Below are 18,463 nucleotides of genomic sequence, written 5' to 3' on the forward strand. Positions count from 1 at the left end.
TGCGATTCACTAAAACTGAAGAGGTTTGGCCTTGCTGATCGAGTACGTTTGCCTCATCCTTGCAGTGTATTTTCACTCTCGCGTTTGGTAAACTGTCGATTTGACAATTCTTTCTAGCTTATAGAGTAAACTTAGAATCAGGAAACGAAGATTCCCGGTATATTCGGAATTCATCCAATCTATAACACCCGTATGGAAATTAGTAAGAAAGCACACGACTTTGAGACATTCGACGCTCCGACAAAGATTCATTGGAACCAATACCTGATCGATGGAAAGCTTCACACCTGGTCGGGAGAAATGGAAGAAGTTTTCTCGCCGATGGGTGATGTCAATTCTGATGGCAGTGTAGCAAAGACGTCTTTGGGAGAGTCACCTTTATTGACTGCTGAGGTAGGACTGAGAGCATTGGCTGCAGCCAAAAAAGCATACAACAACGGTCGCGGCCATTGGCCCACCGCCGCAGCGAATGAAAGGGTAGAGGCTATGGAGCACTTTCTGGACTTGATGGTCGCCAAAAGGGAAGAGGTCAGCACGATGCTGATGTGGGAGATTGCCAAGAATAAATCAGCAGCCTTCAAAGAGTTTGACCGTACGGTGGACTACATACGAGATACCATTGAGGAATTTAAAGAGCTGCAGCGCCGCGGGTCGCGCATCGCCTCCAAGGACGGAATCGTTTCGCAGATTCGCCGTGGACCATTGGGGGTAGTGCTTTGCTTGGGCCCTTACAACTATCCCCTCAACGAAACTTTCTGCCTCCTCATCCCCGCATTGATGATGGGAAATACGGTAGTGTTTAAACCCGCCAAATATGGAGTACTCCTACTCACTCCATTGGTAGAAGCTTTTAAAGAGGCTTTTCCACCTGGAGTGGTAAACATTGTTTTCGGTCGTGGACGCACTCTGGCCGGGCCGATTATGCAAACGGGAGATGTGGATGTGCTGGCTTTGATCGGCGGATCGAGCAGTTCCAATGCCTTGGTTTCTCAACATCCCAAACCAAATCGCCTTCGTCAAGTGCTGGGATTGGAAGCGAAGAATCCGGCTATTGTCTTTCCCGATGCTGATCTTGACTTGTCCGTAAAGCAATGCGTGAACGGCGGTTTGAGCTACAACGGACAGCGCTGTACTGCGATTAAAATTATCTTCGTTCACAAAAGTGTGGCGCAGCAATTCGTCGACAAGTTAGGCGATGCGGTAGATCAGTTGAAACTCGATCATCCTGCCACCAATAGTGAGTTGACACCACTGCCCGAGCGCGACAAAGTGATCGCCATGGAAGCCTATGTAGATGATGCCGTAGCCAAAGGAGCGAAGGTGGTGAACCAATATGCGGGTCGTGTAAACGATACTGCTTTCTTTCCTGCGGTGCTATACCCCGTCTCAAACGATATGCGAATTTACCACGAGGAACAGTTCGGTCCCGTCGTTCCGGTCGTGGAATACGACGATCTGGAGGAAGTGATGGATTGCATTGCCGAGTCTGATTACGGTCAGCAGTGCAGCCTTTTCAGTGAAGGAGAAAAGACCGTTTCTTCAGCCGTAGACAATATGGTAAACCAAGTATGCCGTGTGAACATAAACGCATCATGTCAGCGCGGGCCTGACTACCTCCCTTTTACAGGAAGGAAAGACAGCGCCGTGGGGACACTTAGTGTAAACGATGCCCTCCGTTCGTTCTCCATTCGCACCGTCGTGGCGACTGATACGGGTCAGCGTGAATTGGTAGGAAAAGTCGTATCGGGTGGAAATAGCAATTTCATGACAACGGATTATTTGTTGTAGGGGTTTTTTATTTTTAGCTTTTCTTGTTGTGGGACGAAGAAAGTTTAAATCTAGCAAACGGCATAGTGGAATGCTCACCAATGCATCCATCTTACTCCTCTTTGGTTGGGCGTTTTGTTTGGCCATATATGCGTACATCTTCCAATACGCCTACAAAGAGAATGTGAGAGTCATTTCGATCATGGTTCTTCCACTCTTGTTGGGCTTGGTGTGGGAAAATTGGAGACTTTCCAGAAATTGGTATCATTTACAAATCAAGATCTTGGGAGCGCTTCTGTTTAGTCTCTTGGCATTTCTCAATTTCAAAGGCGAAGTGAATTATGACTTTGAGAGACACCTTGAGATTTGGCCTTACGGTTTTATAGGCATTTTCACCATCATATCAGCCCTATACCACGACGAGAGGGTGGTGATCAGGCTAGGAGAAGGCATCACCCTATTGCAATCCATTTGTTTGGTGTATTTCGCATTCGAGAAAGGATGGATGGAACCGTCCAATGCTCTTCAAGTTGTTTTATTGATTCTTGTCGGTTTATTCTGTCTCTTTTCTATTTTTCATTCTTTGAGTTATACGAAGCTTGCTGAGCTAAACAGGCTGATTCTAAGTATTTTTAGTTCTATTGCAATGTTAACTTTTGCCGTTGACCACTCTATTCAAGTATTGCAGAGTGATGTTACTGAAAATGAAGTGTCCATTTCCCTTGGTTTGGTAGCACTGGAGTATTTTTTACTAGGCATTGCATTGATGTACATTTTTCAGAATTTTCTAATGCTTCAGGTCTATTTTCCCGCAAAGAATAGATTTTACGACAGGTTGCATCGGGAGTCCATGAAGGAGATGAATGGACTCCATATAGCGAGGTTTGACAGCTCTCAGCTCAATCGATTGGATGCCATTCTCATCATTAGCCTTTCACTCGCGCTTTTCTATATCAATTATCACTTTGCATTCATTCATTATTATTCCCTCATTTGGATTCTGTTTGTGATGGCACCGCTCTTACCGGAAATACGGAAAGTGTTTATAAAACAGAAACAGGAAATGTTTGATGCCAAATAGACCAGTCTCACTCTACCTTAAAAATAGCATTGAATACAAAAACCCCCTTGTCGAAACAAGGGGGCCTTTGTATTTAACCAAATCAACACCTTGAAGTCACCCTTGGTGCCAATTGATACTCACTATTCCATCAACTTAATGCGAAATAATGAGTTTTTTCACCTCGATTTGATTACCCGAGATTAGGCGTACGAGGTAGATGCCATTTGTTAAAGCAGAACCATCAAATTCGATTCTTCCTTCTCGTTGATCTTGATTTCCTGAAAGTAAAACTTCAACCACACGTCCTTGCAAGTCCAATACTTCAAGTGACATACGCTCACTATTAATAGTGGAGTAGCTGATAAAAGCAACTGACTCCGTCGGATTTGGTGCAATGGTGAGATCCATTTCTGACTCGGGATATGCGGTCGATACAAAGTTTTGTATGGCCACTGCGCTTACGCAACCCGATGCTAAGTCACCATTGAAGAATACGTCAGGTCCCCCTGTCGCAGCGAGCAATTCGGTGCTGAGGTCAACCAGATCCAGAGCGTAAAGTCCGCCACCTTCTGAGCTGTTTCCATTTGCTAAGAGTAGCCGGCCATCTTCGAGCAAGCAAGCTCCGTTGATTTCCGTAAGCTCCAATGGAATTAGGCTGTTGTCAAGTAGGTTGGTCAAGGTGTTGTCCGTTCTATTGATCAACCAGAGGATTTGCTCATCAGGTGTTCCCGTAGCGATCAGGTCTCCGCCGCTAACATCCACTCCTGAGAAAGCCACGGTAGCTACTGCCACTCCTCCGACTATTTCCACACTATAGATGGTATTATTTGACGATTTCCCGATGAAGAGAGTTCCGCTCAGATCAAAAGTAGCTGCAGGGAAACCACTCAGAGATTGGCCTGACTCCGTTTCGATCGGAATGTTTTGCTGCGCATAAGATGCCGTAGCAGGATCGAAAATATCGATCGAACTTCCTCTTACTGCATAGATCAGTCCATCAGGGCTTACCGCAATGTGATTGTCATCGGTGCTGAACCCTTCGATTTGAGTTAGGTCAAGCGTATTGTCCTCATTTAAAGTTATAGCGAAGAGTTCATTGTCGGTTCCGTTTTGAGGGTAACCGGTATAGTAGGTCACGAAGTTATTGCATCCGGGGCCAGACTGAGACTCCTTGCATCCCGAAGCCATATCACCGTTTCCGGTGGTAAAGACTTCTCCGTCGAGCACTAAGATGTATGATCCGAGTTGGTTGCCGGCATCATCACCGAGGTAGAGTCTATTTCGGTCTCTCACGCTTACCAAACCATCTCCGTTTTCCGTAATGGCCATACCCGTTACCAACGCAGGTACATTTTGTACGAGAGAAGTTTCTCCTTCGGTGTTCAATTCATATACCTTACCGTTATTGGCGCGGGTGGCTAAGTATAGGTTTCCGTCTGCTCTAAAGGCCAAATCTCCTCCCTGCACGGGAGCATTTCTGAAGAAAGTAACCATTCCCGTTTCGCGATCTACGGTGTAGATGGCGCCATCGGCTTCACTACCGATGTAGAAGATTCCGTTCTGATCAAATCCCGTGGCTACGGCATTTGCCAAAGCTTCTGAGAGAACTACCTCTTCCGTCAATTCGCCACCGCTATCAGAAACATCAAGTGTTCTGAAGTTTCCGTTGGCTGAACGAACAATGTATACCAATTCGGCATTTCCATCATAAGCAATGTGGAAAGGGTAGGAGAGCGATAAGATTTCCTCCATAATGGCTGCATCATTCTCCTCATCAAGTATATATTCGTATAGTTTGGAATCTCCTCCTGAGGTCGGATTGTCTGCTAAAAAGTATCGGTAGCTTTCGCATTCTCCCGGCTCGGATGGAATGCATTCGCAGTTCTCGTTCCAAAAACCTGAGATTCCAGACACATTACAAGATGTTCCGGGTAGGGCAGGACCATTTACTACACCCTCACAGTCGGTCACACATTCAGGAATTGGTAAATTAATATCCGTAGAGGCAGCGCTGCATTGCTCATCGCCTTCTCCAACGGTTAATTCGATTGAAACCATCACCCCATAGGACTCAAGTGTGATCATTTGAGAAAACTCTCCTCCGTCAACAGGAACTTCAACGATGATTTCTTCATCGTCAATTGACTCGTTTGCATAGTCAATGAAGAGCGTACCTTCTGAGGCAGCATTGGGGTTTGTAAGATCAAACACCAAGTCTAGCATGGGCTGCTCATCCTCGCAACCATCCGTCAACTCCTCAAATGAGATATATGACAGTTCACAAGGGATAGCTTCAATCACACAGTCGCAGTTTTCTGACCAAATTCCGAACTCACCGTCTACTTCACATTCCGTTCCCGGCAATGCAGTTCCGTTAGGTGTGCCTTGACAGTCGAAAGTAGGTTCCGTCCATACTGCAGATACTTCCTGAATTAGATCTCCCTGGAAAGCGATAATAAGATCGGTTCCCTCGTTTTCTCCACTGTAGCAGAAAGTAGCCACTCCATCTGCATTGGTAAAGCTGAATCCACTGGCATCATTTACTCCGTCAGTTACAAAGTCGATTCGAACCCCTTCTATCGGGTTGCCGTCAGCATCGGTGAGTGTAGCTTCAAAACACAATTCTGAGAATGCAGGAGCTTCTGAGTTTTCGGGCGCCAGAGTCAGGCTATTTACTTCAGCTACTGCCGAGTAGATTTGTCCACCGGGGTAGGCGTATGAATCTGCAGGATTCGTTCCGTATACGAATATCCCAAAAGCCGTGTTCGACGTAAGGTTGTAGGTACCCAATTCAATGGCTATTTGAGCAGCGTTAAAGGTCGTTCCTGCGATTGGTGTAAACTCTTCTGCGTCAATTAGTACTCCGTTGATCAAGATTGATCCCAAGCCATTGTTGTCTACTACGATGTTCATGTGGTTTGTTTCAAAACCCGACGCAGGTGTTGATACGGTGTATTCTCCCACAAATTGCTCTCGTGGCGGTATTAAAACCATAGCCGGATCTCCGTCAAGTCCATCGGCAGTTGTACCTCGCATAAATTGAGCTAGAAGTGCGGGCTCTGAAGTTTCGATTGAAGAAGCATCGACCAATATGGTCTCATAAAATTCGCCTTCGTCTAAAGTTGATACTACTGAGCCATTTATGGTCACTTGGGTATTGTCGGTTGAAGCCAATACACGAAAGACATCACCGCCCTCGCGCTCAGCGAAAGGTACCGTTACGAAACTCTGTCCCCAAGAAGAAAGAGGAGGAAGCATTTCAACGAGGTGGTCGCATGCTACATCATTCAGCGTAACATTCGCACAAAAGTGACTGCCGAAAACGCCGACAGGTACACTGGATTCTACTAAAGTTCCCGTCAAATCGCTGCCGGCAACACTTCGCCCTTGGTATACCTCACCTTCATCGAGTGTGATTTCAAACGGAATGCCTGCAGTGTTAAAGCCTATTGTTGCTGTGGGTGTAATGGTTAGGACTGTATTGTCTTCTTTCGCTACTACTGCAAATTGTGATCCCGTAAACTGGGCCAAATTGGAGTAGGACATGACATAGTAATTGCTGCCCCAAGCATTGATAGGCAAGGCTAGGTATGCATCCGTAGAAAAAGAGCGTTGATTCAATCCGTACACAGAAATTGGATTGTCCGATTCTATTCGGATTCCTTTTGAATCAATCACATTCGATCCAATGATCAGCGCACCGTCAGGAATATTTACGGTAATCAGACCATCAGATTCAACATCAAAACTCTCTGAAAATCCAATGCCATCTATGGTGACGGTACCTGAAGCACCCGTTGGCGAAGAAATAAATATTTGAAGATCTATAATCCGTGGAGGAGATGCATTTAGGTCTTCCGGTATGGTTTCATTAAAAACCAACCAAAAGTCAGTCCCGAGACTGCTTTGCTGGGAGAATAGGTTTGGAGTTAGAAGGGCAAATAATGCCGCGACAATGAATGCCTTGAGGGCATGAGTTTTAAACGTTTTCATTTTATTATAAGGTTTAGTTAGAATTGCAATGTAATGGTGGAGGAATTGCTAAACAATAGCCATTTATGGTCAGTTTTGATCTATAGTGTTCAGCCTCTGCTATTTGATCTAGTCGGAAAACAGTTTTGAAGGAAGCGCGCATTTATATGTGCGCTACCTTCTTACCATTATATGCGCGACTTTGGTTATGTATATTGTTGGGGTTCCTCGGCTTTTTATTCCGAATAGTTCTTCAAGAATTTTTGGTTTTGATCTCATGGTTGTTATGGATTTCCGTAAAGGTCTGTATAGATCTTTGTAATTCTTTGGCCAATTTCATGGGATTCGTATCCCTGAATTTGGGGATACCGATGGCTCACTCTTCATTATGCCTCGTTAAAGGCACAAAAAAACCACCTTTTCAGCTTTTCCTGAAAGGTGGCTTTATTAGAATTACTCTAGTCTGCTGGCTGGCGAGAGGAGATCTGATAGATCTTTCTAAATGCTGAGCATCTTTTTACTTCTGCCTATAATTATCTCCGATCGCTATTTCTCGATGTCACATCATATGTTTTTAAAGAGAATATATCGATGAAGCGATTTAACTCTCGTCCAATACCATTGCTATTGGTTCTCTTTTTTCAATTTATGGTATGCCTTTGACTCCGCTAAATTCCATTCCAGCCAATGCTGTTTTTCCCAACGGTCGGTAAATCTATTTATGCGGTATTCCAGATGTTCAGCATAGTTATCAGCCGAAATGTACTTGCGCGAATAGGACGACCTTGATTCTCCCAATCGTTTGCGCTGGACAATCTCAACCTTGTTCAATTCCAACGAGTCTACTCTGAGATAAGGCAAAGCGGCATTGCTCAATTCCGACAGGTAATCGAGGTGGACAAAAGCCCTTTCTTTATTGGAAAAATTGTACTTGGCGATAATCGTGTCCCAATTGAAAAATGTAGAAATCACAAGCAGAATGAAAATACTCAGGCTATTGATACGCCAAAGATAAGTTCCGTTTTTGGTATGCTTCACCTTGGTGTAAACTGACCACAATCCAATAGTTGTTGCAGCTAAACAGAACAGCAATACTATTCGCATATATGCCAAGGCGAAGTAATAGATATAGTAAAAATCTCTGATGGCCACCGAAAGAACCAGAATAGCATTCAAGCCAAGCCACCAGAAAGTGAGTTTTTTCAACCGAAAGGACTTGGAGTAAAAGTTTTGGTTTCCTCTAAATAAATAAAGTGAAACGGCCATAGAAATGATAATGGTACACAGCAATACATGCATTCCTTCATGTACAAAACTCTTAAGATATTGTCCATTCCACTCAAAGCCAAACCAAACATCTTTGATCTCGAAAACGAGTAACAAGGCGAGCATGATATTTAGTCCAATCATGGTGAACTCGGCCAATTGCAACTCAAGTCTAAGACCGGTAATTCTAAACCCTCCGGATTTGGTTTTTACCCTTCTCAAAATCCCATCATCCATTTCTTGTTTCAGAAAATAGTCTGAAACATTTAAGAAGTAGAACGGAATGCTTACTAGCAAACCTGCCATAAAAGTAAAGAACATGATGAGGTTCAGATGCTCCCAAAAGGTGTTGTAAAGCCATTCAAAGCCATCAATGAAAAATACCAAAGCTGAACCAAAACTAGGATTTCCGGCTGCGTACATCAGGAAAAATACGGCGAGCACAAGCAGTGGAACAATAAACAGTAGTGCTTTTTTCATTACTGACTTCGTGCGAGTATTTGCCGGTAAAAAGTTGAATAGGGCTTTTGTCCAAGCAAAATAGGACCGAATCGAATTCCTCACCATGTTGGTAAAGATCAGATGTACTGATTGGAACTTGTGGTCCAAAAGACTGGAACCATAAATAGTGACGGTCAAAATGCTGATAAAAAAGGCTAGCAGAGAATGGTGTATCAAAGCAAAAACAACAGTAAGGATGGCAGCCAATAGAAAGAACTTTTGACGCTTTGTAAAACTTGGTTTGAACAAGTAAGTAATGCCTCCGATCGATAGGATTTGAAAAATGAAAAGATTTGTACCCCAATCTTTTCTGTAAAACAAAGCCACGAAAAATGTGGCTGATAAGAGACTGAGTAAGATTCTTTTTTGGTTAATGGTCAAGTTCATATACGATTGGTTTCTGATCAAAACGTGATAAATCAAATTTAGTGTGAGCTCAGCCATTTTTAACGAAACGTGTCCATATCGGACTAAAAAACCCCGACATCTTACCGACATCGGGGTTTTAATCATCCAGAGTATAAAGAACTCTGTTTTAATTTATAGCTTTTTACAAACGCGCATAGCTATGCAAATACTTGAGTTCGTTTCAAAAAGTTTCAAAAAAAAGGGTGAATTAACAGCTCTCTTTGGCCTTTCGGAAAAAGGGGAAGCGAAGCTATGCCATGCTGATCCTCGCATAGCTAAAATATAGAGCGTCTTCAAAAACGATAAAAAATTTGGCGTTAAAGAAGACGACCAAGTGGGGCAATGATGGCCTCACACGACGAAAGAAGACCATCACACGACGGATTATAGGGATCAAGTGGGGCAATGATGGTCTTCACACGACGAAAGAAGGTCTTCATTCGTTGCATTAGGGGCATCAAGTGGGGGAGTGGATGGTGTTATGTGGTAGATGGTCGATGGTCTGTGGTCGATGGTCTTTGCTTGATGCACTATCGACCATGAACTATCGACTTTGCCCCATTCATTCTGAGATTCGTTATACTTGTAGGTAGAATATGCAATGGAGCTGAGACCTTGCTGTACAGCTTAACTTTAGGTAAGGCCATAAGCTGAATAAGCGCTACTAAGCGGAGCGTTCTCACCGAAGGTACTAGCGTTTAAACTACTGTTAGCCACAATTAGAATGAGCGACAAAACATATTTATTTACTTGTGTCCTCTTCATCGCGCTATTCCTTTGCCTAATGTCCTTCGGACTTCAAGGGCAAGATGCTACTCCGGAATTTCTCACACACGTAATTCGAACTGACAGTTCATCAATTTATGAAATTGAAGGATTGAGAATAGAAGTCGAACCTGACTCTGAAGTTTCATTTATTACCGGGCCAGATTTTCGTGTCTTCAATTTCGTGTTGCTCGGGAATGATTCTGTCGGTTTATACAGTGGAAGACATCCGGATGTGCCTCACTTTAGTTCACTTGCTTTCAAAGACGGATGGCAAGACGTGAAACAGAAATATTTGGAGAAGGCAATATCAAATAAAGGGCACTACCTGAACAAGGAAGGCGACCCAACTCTGATCTTTGACTCTAAAGACTCAATCATTGGAACAGTCACTGACACATTGATTTGGGAATTGATAGTCATGCACGATAAAAATTTGTGGATTACAAGACCAGTAGAAAACAGGAGTGGCCAAGTCGACATTCTCATTGAACTCATGGCTGAGAATGAACAAGAGCTTTATCACCTTTTTGGTCGGTCGTATCGTAATGAGTACCCTGAAATTTTGATAGATTTAGCAAAAACAATGAAATAAATACTGTGGCTAACATCACCTATACGCAATGCTCTATGGGATGCGCACCTTACAGTGAGCGTTGTTGGAGCAAATAAAAGATAATCATGAATTTCGAACAGATTAAAGAACGAACAAGACCATTAGTCAATAAAGTGTCTCCTGTATCGGAGGGATCATTAGATCTGATAAGTGACTTGATTGTAGTTGAAGTTTATGAAAAAGGAGATGTGTTTATTGATAGAGGGAAAAAAAACAACAAAGAATACTTTGTTTACGAAGGCGTCTGCCGGAGCTTTTTGCTAAGCCCGGAAGGTGAGGAAGTAACCATATCTTATTTTCTTGAAGGCGGTGTGCTCTCTCCGAATAAAACGAGAACAGCCAACCAACTATCTCACCTCAACTTTCAAGCGCTTACAAAGCTGACCGTAGCCAGTTTAAACGCTGACAAGTTTGAGCAGCTCATGATAAATCACATCGACATACGCGAGTTTGGAAATATGGTTTTACAGTATGAACTCCTTGGAAAAGTTGAAAAAGAAATTGCTCTCGCCTCGTTGAACGCTAAAGAAAGACTCATTCTCTTTAGAGAAAAATATCACTTTCTGGAAAATCTAATCTCACATGTTGACATTGCCTCCTATCTGGGAATTACAAATATTTCCCTTAGCAGACTTCGTAAAGGACTCTTGGAGTAAAATATTATCCTTTATCAAATGTTAATGGATTCGAAATCCACATCATCAATCTTTGTGCTGAACTTAAGAACAAAGAAAGATGACAAGTTTATCAAGTACCCTCACACGTGGATTTAATGTAAATAAAATCAATCCACTTTGGTATCTCGCAATTGGAGTAGCTACCATGTCTCTAACTCACATGACCTTTAGTATTGAGATTATGGCTTGGGTTTCAAGTGTTCCATTTTTAATTTATCTAAGTCTCACACAAGGTTGGAGATCAAGGTTAACCTTTTTTCTGGCTTTGGTTTTGGCCTGGTCTCTTGTTGTAACCAAGATTATTAGCGATCCAATTCCATTGGTGCTGGTCTTTCTCTACTCGATCCCAATTGGTTTGTTTCACCTGCCGGGATACTTAATCTGGAGTAAGTTTAAAAATCAGAAATATGCGCTGTTTCTATTTCCTGTCATCATGATCATTATGGAATGGATTCAATACACCTTTACACCTCTTGCCAGTTGGGGAGTAGCAGCGTATACCATGCACGATAATGTATCACTTATTCAAACTGTATCCTTGTTTGGGTTGGCTGGACTAAGTTTTTTGATTTATTGGGTGAATATCTCAATTGCTACTATCATCATCAAAAGAAAAATCGCTGTTTCAACATTTCAGCTCCCGTTAATTGTGCTGTTTCTTTTCATTGTATTTGGCTCCATCCGATACGATATGAGCAAAGCTAATGGTAGTGACACTGTAACGGTTGCCGCAGTGGGAACAGACTCGGAGGCAAGTGGTTTGCCATTGCCAACTAAGGTAAGAACTGAGCAGACTAGAACGACATTATTTAAACGAACCAGAACTGCAGCGGAAGGTGGTGCTAAAATAATATCGTGGAACGAAGCTGCTATATTTATTATGCCTGATGATGAGGAGGAATGGATACACTCCATCAAGGAACTAGCTGCTGAACTCCATATCACTTTGGTGGCTTCTTATGTGTCACCCATTTCACAATCTCCCTTGAAGTATGAGAACAAATACCGGTTTATCGATTCGTCAGGAAACATTACGCATACATACCTCAAGCATCAACCCGTACCCGGAGAACCAGCTGTGCAGGGAAAGTCGCCTTTAAAAGTTGCTGATATAAAAGGAACAAAAGTTGGGGCCGCAATTTGCTATGATTATGATTTTCCATATCTGGCAAAAGGGTATGGTGAATTAGGAGCAGATATAGTAATGCTTCCGTCAAGTGATTGGAGAGGCATAGACCCTGTTCATACTGAAATGGCAGCCTTTAGAGCAGTTGAGCAAGGTCACTCGATTCTTCGTTCAACGCGTTTTGGGCTCTCTGCAGCAATTACACCATACGGTGAAATGGTTTCACAAATGAGCAGTTTTGACGATAATGATAAAATCATGTATGCACAACTACCTACCAAAAGTGTCACTACGTTATTCTCCCTTATTCAAGATAGCTTCGTCTACCTTTGTATTGGATTCTTGCTGTTATTTATGGTGGTTATGGTTCGATCAAATAAAAGTAACTCAACTGTTCAGCCATATTAGCTAATTGAATAAATATGTCGATTTATAAAAACTTGTAATTAATTGCAGGTTTTTATGTTTATCATATTTCCCAAACAGTTTTTAAGATGAATGCTTTAAATTACTTGCTAAAACAACGCATATCACATCATGCCCTCCCGCTGGTCGGTCACGTTTGTACTGCCACTGTTGTTGGGATACAATGATATTACTTCGCAATCATAAACTTCTCATTGACCACCTCATCTTGGGTAGTGAGTCGGTAGATGTAAATCCCTTGGCTTAAATCTGACCCATCGAACTGAAATCGATAGGGGATATTTGATTCTGCATTTCCACTAAAGATTTGCTCCACGAGTCTTCCGTTCATGTCGTAAACTTCAAGAGTAGTCCTAGACTCTGTTTCTAACTGAAACTCTACATTTGATAGGTCTCGAGTAGGATTTGGCGATGACGCCAATACAATCTCAGAAGGGATAAGAAAGGGTTGCCAAGAAGTGAATGGTCCCGCTACAATAGGATTTCTGGAGCAGCCGCAGCGAACTCTCCAACCATGTTGTACGCCTGGAATCACAAGATTTTTATCAATGGAAAACGCTGAAAAATCATCGTCCAACGTAACGAAGGATTGTGTGGGATTTGAACCCAAAACACGGATGACTTGAACTTGACAACCAATCTGACCTGGAACTGCATCCCAACCAAAATCAACTGTTGTGGCTCCGATATTCGTGGTCAAACTCGACTCATCGACAGCTGGAAAAGGAGCTTGACAAATTGGAGTGCCCTGACAAGAGCAATCTGCAAGAACGGTGTCATCTTCGGTATCCGAATCTCCGTCGTCGCAAGGATCACCAATGTTGAGACCGAGAGCCGGGCAGTCTACGGATGCACCTATCACAATTTCTCCTGACGGTAAATTGCCCGTCACACTAGCTCCTGAGGCAGAAAATAGAGTGGCCAAAACTCCCTCCGTTTCAAAGTCCAATGAGCTCGTTCCTTCTGACAGTGCTGTGAAAGCTATTTCAACGTGCGTAAACGGATCAGAGGGCGCGGCAAATCCAAAACCTGCGATAAAAAAGAAACCTTCCTCATTGTCTATTACCGTGCCAGGTAAAGGAATGCCAAGAGACGACTCGGTTGAGATGGTCAGAGCGTCTATTTGTATGATAGAAGGATCAAAACTCATGGCAACTTGGGCCACGGTAAGTCCGCTGGAATTCGGGTCAATCTCTACTTCAATCGTGAAGGAATCTCCTGATTCTGCGAGCACGGGATTTGGGTTGACTATAGCATTCGCATTTTGGCCTGTCGCATTCATTGAAGCCAAAGTCAATATGACGAAAACGAATAAGGTAGTGATCGAATTCAGCCTAAAAGGAGTAATTGAATTTTTCATGTTCGGACAATTTACGATTAGTTCAAGTGTCAATCAATACTCATTAATCGGGCAAGTTGAGGCTATTCTTTTACTGTACTACCGTAAGCGATTTTGATGATACTTTGCCTGAGGATGTACTAAGTCTGCATGAATAATTACCTGCCGCCAGATGGTTCACGTCAATTTCAAATTGATAAGGAGTCTTACTCTGAGCGCTTCCTTCAAAAATCGTTTCGACTAGTTTTCCTTCTAGTGTAAAGACTTGAAGACTGATCTGCTCTTCTTCAAATAGCTCGAAAGATATTTTTGAAACATCGCTTGATGGATTTGGCCAGATGGAAAGGTTAAAAGGATTTGTTTCAGGGGTGTCTCCTGTAGAAAGAGCATTTCCATTTATACTAACAGCCAATTTCCCCAATTCACCCGTCACACTCTCACCACCATATGCAATGATTGATCGAGGGAAAGCCTCCTCAATATGCTCAACTTCGGTAAGATCGGTCTGAGTTAAGGCTACGAAAGTTATTGTAGCGACAAGCATTGATTCAACGCTGGTTTCAGGAGTAGTTTTAAAAGCAGCCGCATCTATGCGTCCTGCCTCATTAGTGAACTCGGCGGGCGAGTGATAATTGAAGGCGTTGCTTTCAGCAATTTCAATATCCATGACCTGAAGGTATTCCGTATCAAAAGCAAGGTGTAGATCGAAGACGGTAAAAGGCACATTTCCCGTTTCGATCAAAACCTGTGTTTCAAAAGATTCACCTTCGTACACTTCGACTGAAGCAGGAAAGAAGGTAAAAGAAGCTTCCTGGGCGGAAGTAGCCAAAAAGGAGAGGAGGGCACCCGCAAGTGCCGCTCCTTTTATTATTGTTTTCAAAGATTTCATAATCGTTGTATTAATCGTTTTGATTAAAGTTGAGGGTTATCTCCGCCGTCGAGGAAGAAGAAGATCAATAGAGACAAGTCTAAAGCATCTACGAAGCCATCACAGTTAAGATCTGCATTGCCATCATATCCTGCATCTACTCCGTCTTCTGTATTGTAAGCGCCTAGAATAAGTGAAAGGTCATCCCCATTGATTACATCGTCCTCGTTAACACTAATGTCACCGGGCACTAAACTTGAAGCAGTGATATTGGTAGGAGATGCATTAATCGTATAATTTCCGGCAAACTTAGTGAGGTAGTTTTCAGGCTTGATGTAAACATCATAACTACCGGGAACCAATCCCATTGCAGCAAGACTAAATGTACCGTCACCTGCAATCTCCACATCAGTATAAGTTGCAACTAATATGGGGCTCGCATTAGGCGTGCCCGCTTCGTAAACGGAAACTGTCATATCGAGTGGTAGGCATGCTCCGTTCAGCGTTACTTCACCACTAAGAACTGCACTTTCAACCGTAATGTCGAATGTGCAAGTTTCTATATTTCCGGAGGCGTCCATGGCCATAAAGGTTATCGTGGTTGTTCCAATCGGAAATTCCCATCCGTCAAGAGACTCATTGTTTGGTCCTACTTGCGGACTTAACTCAGCTGCAGCATCGTGCGTGAGTGTTGCTCCCGGACAATTGTCAGAAAACGATGGATCGAACTCACCACCGGAAGCCAAATAAGTTCCGTTGACCTGGTTTACCGTTACGGCAACATTTCCAATGCAAGAAAGATCAGGTGCTTCCGTGTCTTCAACCGTAACAGTGAAACTACAGTCGGCGGTTAAGCCTGAGCCGTCGGTAGCGGTGTAAGAAACCGTTGTCGTACCGATTCCGAAGAAATCTCCTGAGGCTGCATCTCCAACTACTGAGGCTATTGAGCAATTGTCACTACCTGTTGGCACAATCCATGTCACATTTGCACCGCAGGCTCCGACATCATTGCTAACTGTAATGTTAGCAGGACAAGTGATAGTAGGTGCCATATTGTCTTCAACCGTCACTATTGCCGTGCAGATGCTGCTATTTCCGTTGTTATCCGTTACGGTCAAGGTCACCGTATTGGCTCCTAAGTTTGAACAGTCGAAAGTGGTAACATCCAATGAAAGCGATGCAATTCCGCAAATATCAGTTGAACCATTGTCAATTTGGGCAGCCGTAATACTAGCTGAGCCCATTGCATCCAATTCTACGTTTAGGTCCTGGCAAATTGCAATCGGCGCAATGTCATCAACAACATTTATAACCTTGGTGCAAGTACCTTCATTGCCACTGGCATCGGTTACCGTAAGTGTTACTGTCTGAGGACCGGTTTCAGCACAAGTGAAAGTGCTTGGTGAAACAGTTGTTGAAACAATACCACAATTGTCGGTTGATCCACCGTCCACTTCCCCTGCAGTTAATGTTCCATTTCCTGAAGCATCAAGTATCACGTTGATCGCATCGGTTGTGCAAACAGCCGTAGGAGCGAGGTTATCCGTTACAGTAACGGCTGCGGTACAAGACGATATGTTGCCATTATTGTCGGTTACCGTCAGTGTAACTTCGGTTGTTGATGCGCTTCCGACAGTATAGGATCCAATGGGAAATGGCACCGCTGCACTTGCATTGTCAGATTCGCCGTCTAAGGCGTTGATTCCACTAAATGACCAACTCGCCAACCCGAATGTTGAACCACTTGGTTCAGAATCGCTATTTCGGTAAGCCCAGCCATCTAAGTAATCCCAAGCTTCACCGGTTCCATCCGTATCAATATCTCCAAAGACATCGATGACAGATCCATTTTCAAATAATTCTATTGCGTCATCACCGTTTATTCCTGCCGAGCCATCTGTAAAGTCAGGAGCAAAGCCGAAGTAGTTGCTGAAACCGGTTGTCTCTGAAGCTATGTAAATATAGGAACCTGCAGTTGCTGAACCGCTTAGAGTGAATTCTTCACCATCCGTTCCACCTCCATTATTGGCAGAGCCGATTCCATATATACTTAAGTCAACGATATCCTGTGCCGCATAAAGCTCAATCGCTTTTGGAGTACCACCACTGAGGGGACCATCAATAACTCCCGTAATTATTAGGGCAAATGTTGGTGCACTTCCTTCCATAGAAAGATCTGTACAATCAAAATCTGTTTTATCAATTGAAATCGATGCAATTCCACATGCGTCATTGGAACCGTTGTCCACTTCTGCCGCAGTCAGTGTTCCTTGACCATTGGCATCAAGAATTACCTCTAGGTCGTCGGTGCATATTGCCTCAGGCGCTACGTTATCTTCTACCGTTACCGTAGATTGACAAGTAGATACAAGGCCGTTGACATCAGTTACGGTCAAAGTAACCGTAACAGGATTGCCCACGTCAGAGCAACTAAACGAAGAGATATCAATTGATCTGGTGTCAATTTCACAATTGTCAAAAGAACCATTGTCGATATCACTTGCCGTTATAGCAGCATTTCCACTAGCATCCAGTTGAACCGTGATATTGGTGCATTGGGCGGTAGGAGGGGTTACATCTTCAACAGTAACTACAGCGGTGCAGCTGCTCGTTACTCCGTTTACGTCGGTAATGGTTAACACCACGTCGTTCGGTCCGCTATCAGCACAAGTGAAGTCAGCAACATCAATGCTTCGATCTGCAATTCCGCAAGCCGCAAATGATCCATCGTCAACATCGTCAACGTCAATCGAAGCCATTCCGTTCTCATCGAGTTGAATGGTAAAGATGTTGCAAAGAGCTTGTGGTCCGCTGAGTTCAACAACACTTATCTCCGAAGTACAAGTGCTTGTGTTGCCGTTGTTATCAGTCACCGTAAGTGTAACAGTATTTGCAGCTGCCGCGGCAGGAGCATACGTTCCTAGTGGAAATGGGGTAGAAGCGGTGGCATTGCCGGACTCTCCATCCAAGACATTAATACCGCTGTATGTCCAGTTTCCTAATACGAAAGTAGTACCATCTGGTCCGGTTTCGCTGACACGATACGCCCAACCGTCCAGATACTCCCAAGCTTCACCGGTTCCATCGGTATTGATATCTCCAAAAACATCAATAACAGATCCATTTTCGAACAGCTCTACCGCATCGTCACCATTTATTTCAGCTGAAGATGTAGTGAAGTCCGGACTGAATCCAAAGAAGTTGTCAAACTGTAATGCCTCAGAGGCAATGTAAATGTAATCACCCGCGGAGGCAGAGCCTGATAAAAAGAATTCTTCTCCATCGGAACCACCGCCGTTGTTGGCAGATCCGATAGCATAAATTCCAAGATCGGATATATCTTGAACCACGTAAAGCTCAATCGCCTTAGGAAGCCCACCTGAAAGACCTGCATCAAGCACTCCCGTAATGATCAAGGCCGGTCCGCTTGGAGCGGCAATATCATTGCAGTTAAAACTCGTTTGATCAATGGAAAGACTGGCAATTCCACAAGCATCATTTGATCCCGCGTCAATATCGTTTGCTGTGATATTAGCGTTTCCGAAGGCATCCAATTGCACTTCCAAGCTACCTACGCAAAGCGCCTCAGGGGCAATATTGTCTTCCACGGTTACTTGCGCTGTGCAGGTGGCTTCGTTTCCAGTAGCATCACGTACCAAAAGAATTTGA

At 43.6% G+C, this 18,463-nt stretch carries 11 protein-coding genes; 5 read left to right on the plus strand and 6 right to left on the minus strand.

Annotated features, from left to right (window positions below):
• Window positions 1–192: 192 nt before the first annotated feature.
• Window positions 193–1,788: an aldehyde dehydrogenase family protein gene (locus tag O3Q51_17270; GenBank protein MCZ4410570.1), complete on the plus strand. Its 1,596-nt coding sequence runs from the start codon at window positions 193–195 to the stop codon at window positions 1,786–1,788.
• A gap of 70 nt (window positions 1,789–1,858) precedes the next feature.
• Entirely contained in the window at window positions 1,859–2,848 is a 990-nt protein-coding gene (locus O3Q51_17275) for a hypothetical protein (protein MCZ4410571.1), read from the plus strand.
• A 135-nt stretch (window positions 2,849–2,983) separates the two neighbouring features.
• Here the strand turns inward: O3Q51_17275 and O3Q51_17280 are convergent, their stop codons facing one another.
• From O3Q51_17280 to O3Q51_17290, 3 genes are all read right to left on the minus strand, one after another.
• Window positions 2,984–6,823 carry a T9SS type A sorting domain-containing protein gene (locus O3Q51_17280; protein ID MCZ4410572.1) on the minus strand — a complete coding sequence of 1,280 codons (3,840 nt, stop codon included), beginning with the start codon at window positions 6,821–6,823 and terminating at the stop codon, window positions 2,984–2,986.
• A gap of 603 nt (window positions 6,824–7,426) precedes the next feature.
• On the minus strand, window positions 7,427–8,956 hold the full coding sequence (locus tag O3Q51_17285) for a DUF4173 domain-containing protein (GenBank protein ID MCZ4410573.1): 1,530 nt from the start codon (window positions 8,954–8,956) through the stop codon (window positions 7,427–7,429).
• Between the two features lie 338 nt (window positions 8,957–9,294).
• The gene (locus O3Q51_17290; protein ID MCZ4410574.1) at window positions 9,295–9,417 is read right to left on the minus strand and encodes a hypothetical protein; all 123 of its coding nucleotides are present in this window, start codon (window positions 9,415–9,417) and stop codon (window positions 9,295–9,297) included.
• A gap of 284 nt (window positions 9,418–9,701) precedes the next feature.
• Between O3Q51_17290 and O3Q51_17295 the strand changes: the two genes are divergently transcribed.
• The 3 genes from O3Q51_17295 to O3Q51_17305 all read left to right on the plus strand — a co-directional run bounded on the left by O3Q51_17295 (window position 9,702) and on the right by O3Q51_17305 (window position 12,569).
• Window positions 9,702–10,337 carry a hypothetical protein gene (locus O3Q51_17295; GenBank protein MCZ4410575.1) on the plus strand — a complete coding sequence of 212 codons (636 nt, stop codon included), beginning with the start codon at window positions 9,702–9,704 and terminating at the stop codon, window positions 10,335–10,337.
• Between the two features lie 86 nt (window positions 10,338–10,423).
• Window positions 10,424–11,014, plus strand: coding sequence for a Crp/Fnr family transcriptional regulator (locus tag O3Q51_17300; GenBank protein MCZ4410576.1), 591 nt, complete (start codon window positions 10,424–10,426; stop codon window positions 11,012–11,014).
• A 79-nt stretch (window positions 11,015–11,093) separates the two neighbouring features.
• A complete protein-coding gene (locus O3Q51_17305) occupies window positions 11,094–12,569 on the plus strand; it encodes a hypothetical protein (protein MCZ4410577.1) in 1,476 nt (491 codons plus the stop codon).
• Window positions 12,570–12,756: 187 nt separating this feature from the next.
• Here O3Q51_17305 and O3Q51_17310 read toward each other — a convergent pair whose 3' ends face one another.
• The 3 genes from O3Q51_17310 to O3Q51_17320 all read right to left on the minus strand — a co-directional run.
• Window positions 12,757–13,947 carry a T9SS type A sorting domain-containing protein gene (locus O3Q51_17310; GenBank protein ID MCZ4410578.1) on the minus strand — a complete coding sequence of 397 codons (1,191 nt, stop codon included), beginning with the start codon at window positions 13,945–13,947 and terminating at the stop codon, window positions 12,757–12,759.
• Between the two features lie 70 nt (window positions 13,948–14,017).
• The gene (locus O3Q51_17315; GenBank protein ID MCZ4410579.1) at window positions 14,018–14,815 is read right to left on the minus strand and encodes a T9SS type A sorting domain-containing protein; all 798 of its coding nucleotides are present in this window, start codon (window positions 14,813–14,815) and stop codon (window positions 14,018–14,020) included.
• Window positions 14,816–14,838: 23 nt separating this feature from the next.
• On the minus strand, window positions 14,839–18,463 hold a 3,625-nt coding region (locus O3Q51_17320), incomplete at its 5' end, for an HYR domain-containing protein (protein MCZ4410580.1).

It is taken from the genome of Cryomorphaceae bacterium 1068, assembly GCA_027214385.1.
Taxonomy (GTDB): domain Bacteria; phylum Bacteroidota; class Bacteroidia; order Flavobacteriales_D; family Cryomorphaceae; genus JAKVAV01.

Coding starts and splice junctions, on each gene's coding strand:
- O3Q51_17285 (MCZ4410573.1), bottom strand. CDS start 8,956: ATGAACTTGACCATTAACCAAAAAAGAATCTTACTCAGTCTCTTATCA.
- O3Q51_17310 (MCZ4410578.1), bottom strand. CDS start 13,947: ATGAAAAATTCAATTACTCCTTTTAGGCTGAATTCGATCACTACCTTA.
- O3Q51_17280 (MCZ4410572.1), bottom strand. CDS start 6,823: ATGAAAACGTTTAAAACTCATGCCCTCAAGGCATTCATTGTCGCGGCA.
- O3Q51_17295 (MCZ4410575.1), top strand. CDS start 9,702: ATGAGCGACAAAACATATTTATTTACTTGTGTCCTCTTCATCGCGCTA.
- O3Q51_17315 (MCZ4410579.1), bottom strand. CDS start 14,815: ATGAAATCTTTGAAAACAATAATAAAAGGAGCGGCACTTGCGGGTGCC.
- O3Q51_17290 (MCZ4410574.1), bottom strand. CDS start 9,417: ATGAAGACCTTCTTTCGTCGTGTGAAGACCATCATTGCCCCACTTGAT.
- O3Q51_17270 (MCZ4410570.1), top strand. CDS start 193: ATGGAAATTAGTAAGAAAGCACACGACTTTGAGACATTCGACGCTCCG.
- O3Q51_17305 (MCZ4410577.1), top strand. CDS start 11,094: ATGACAAGTTTATCAAGTACCCTCACACGTGGATTTAATGTAAATAAA.
- O3Q51_17300 (MCZ4410576.1), top strand. CDS start 10,424: ATGAATTTCGAACAGATTAAAGAACGAACAAGACCATTAGTCAATAAA.
- O3Q51_17275 (MCZ4410571.1), top strand. CDS start 1,859: ATGCTCACCAATGCATCCATCTTACTCCTCTTTGGTTGGGCGTTTTGT.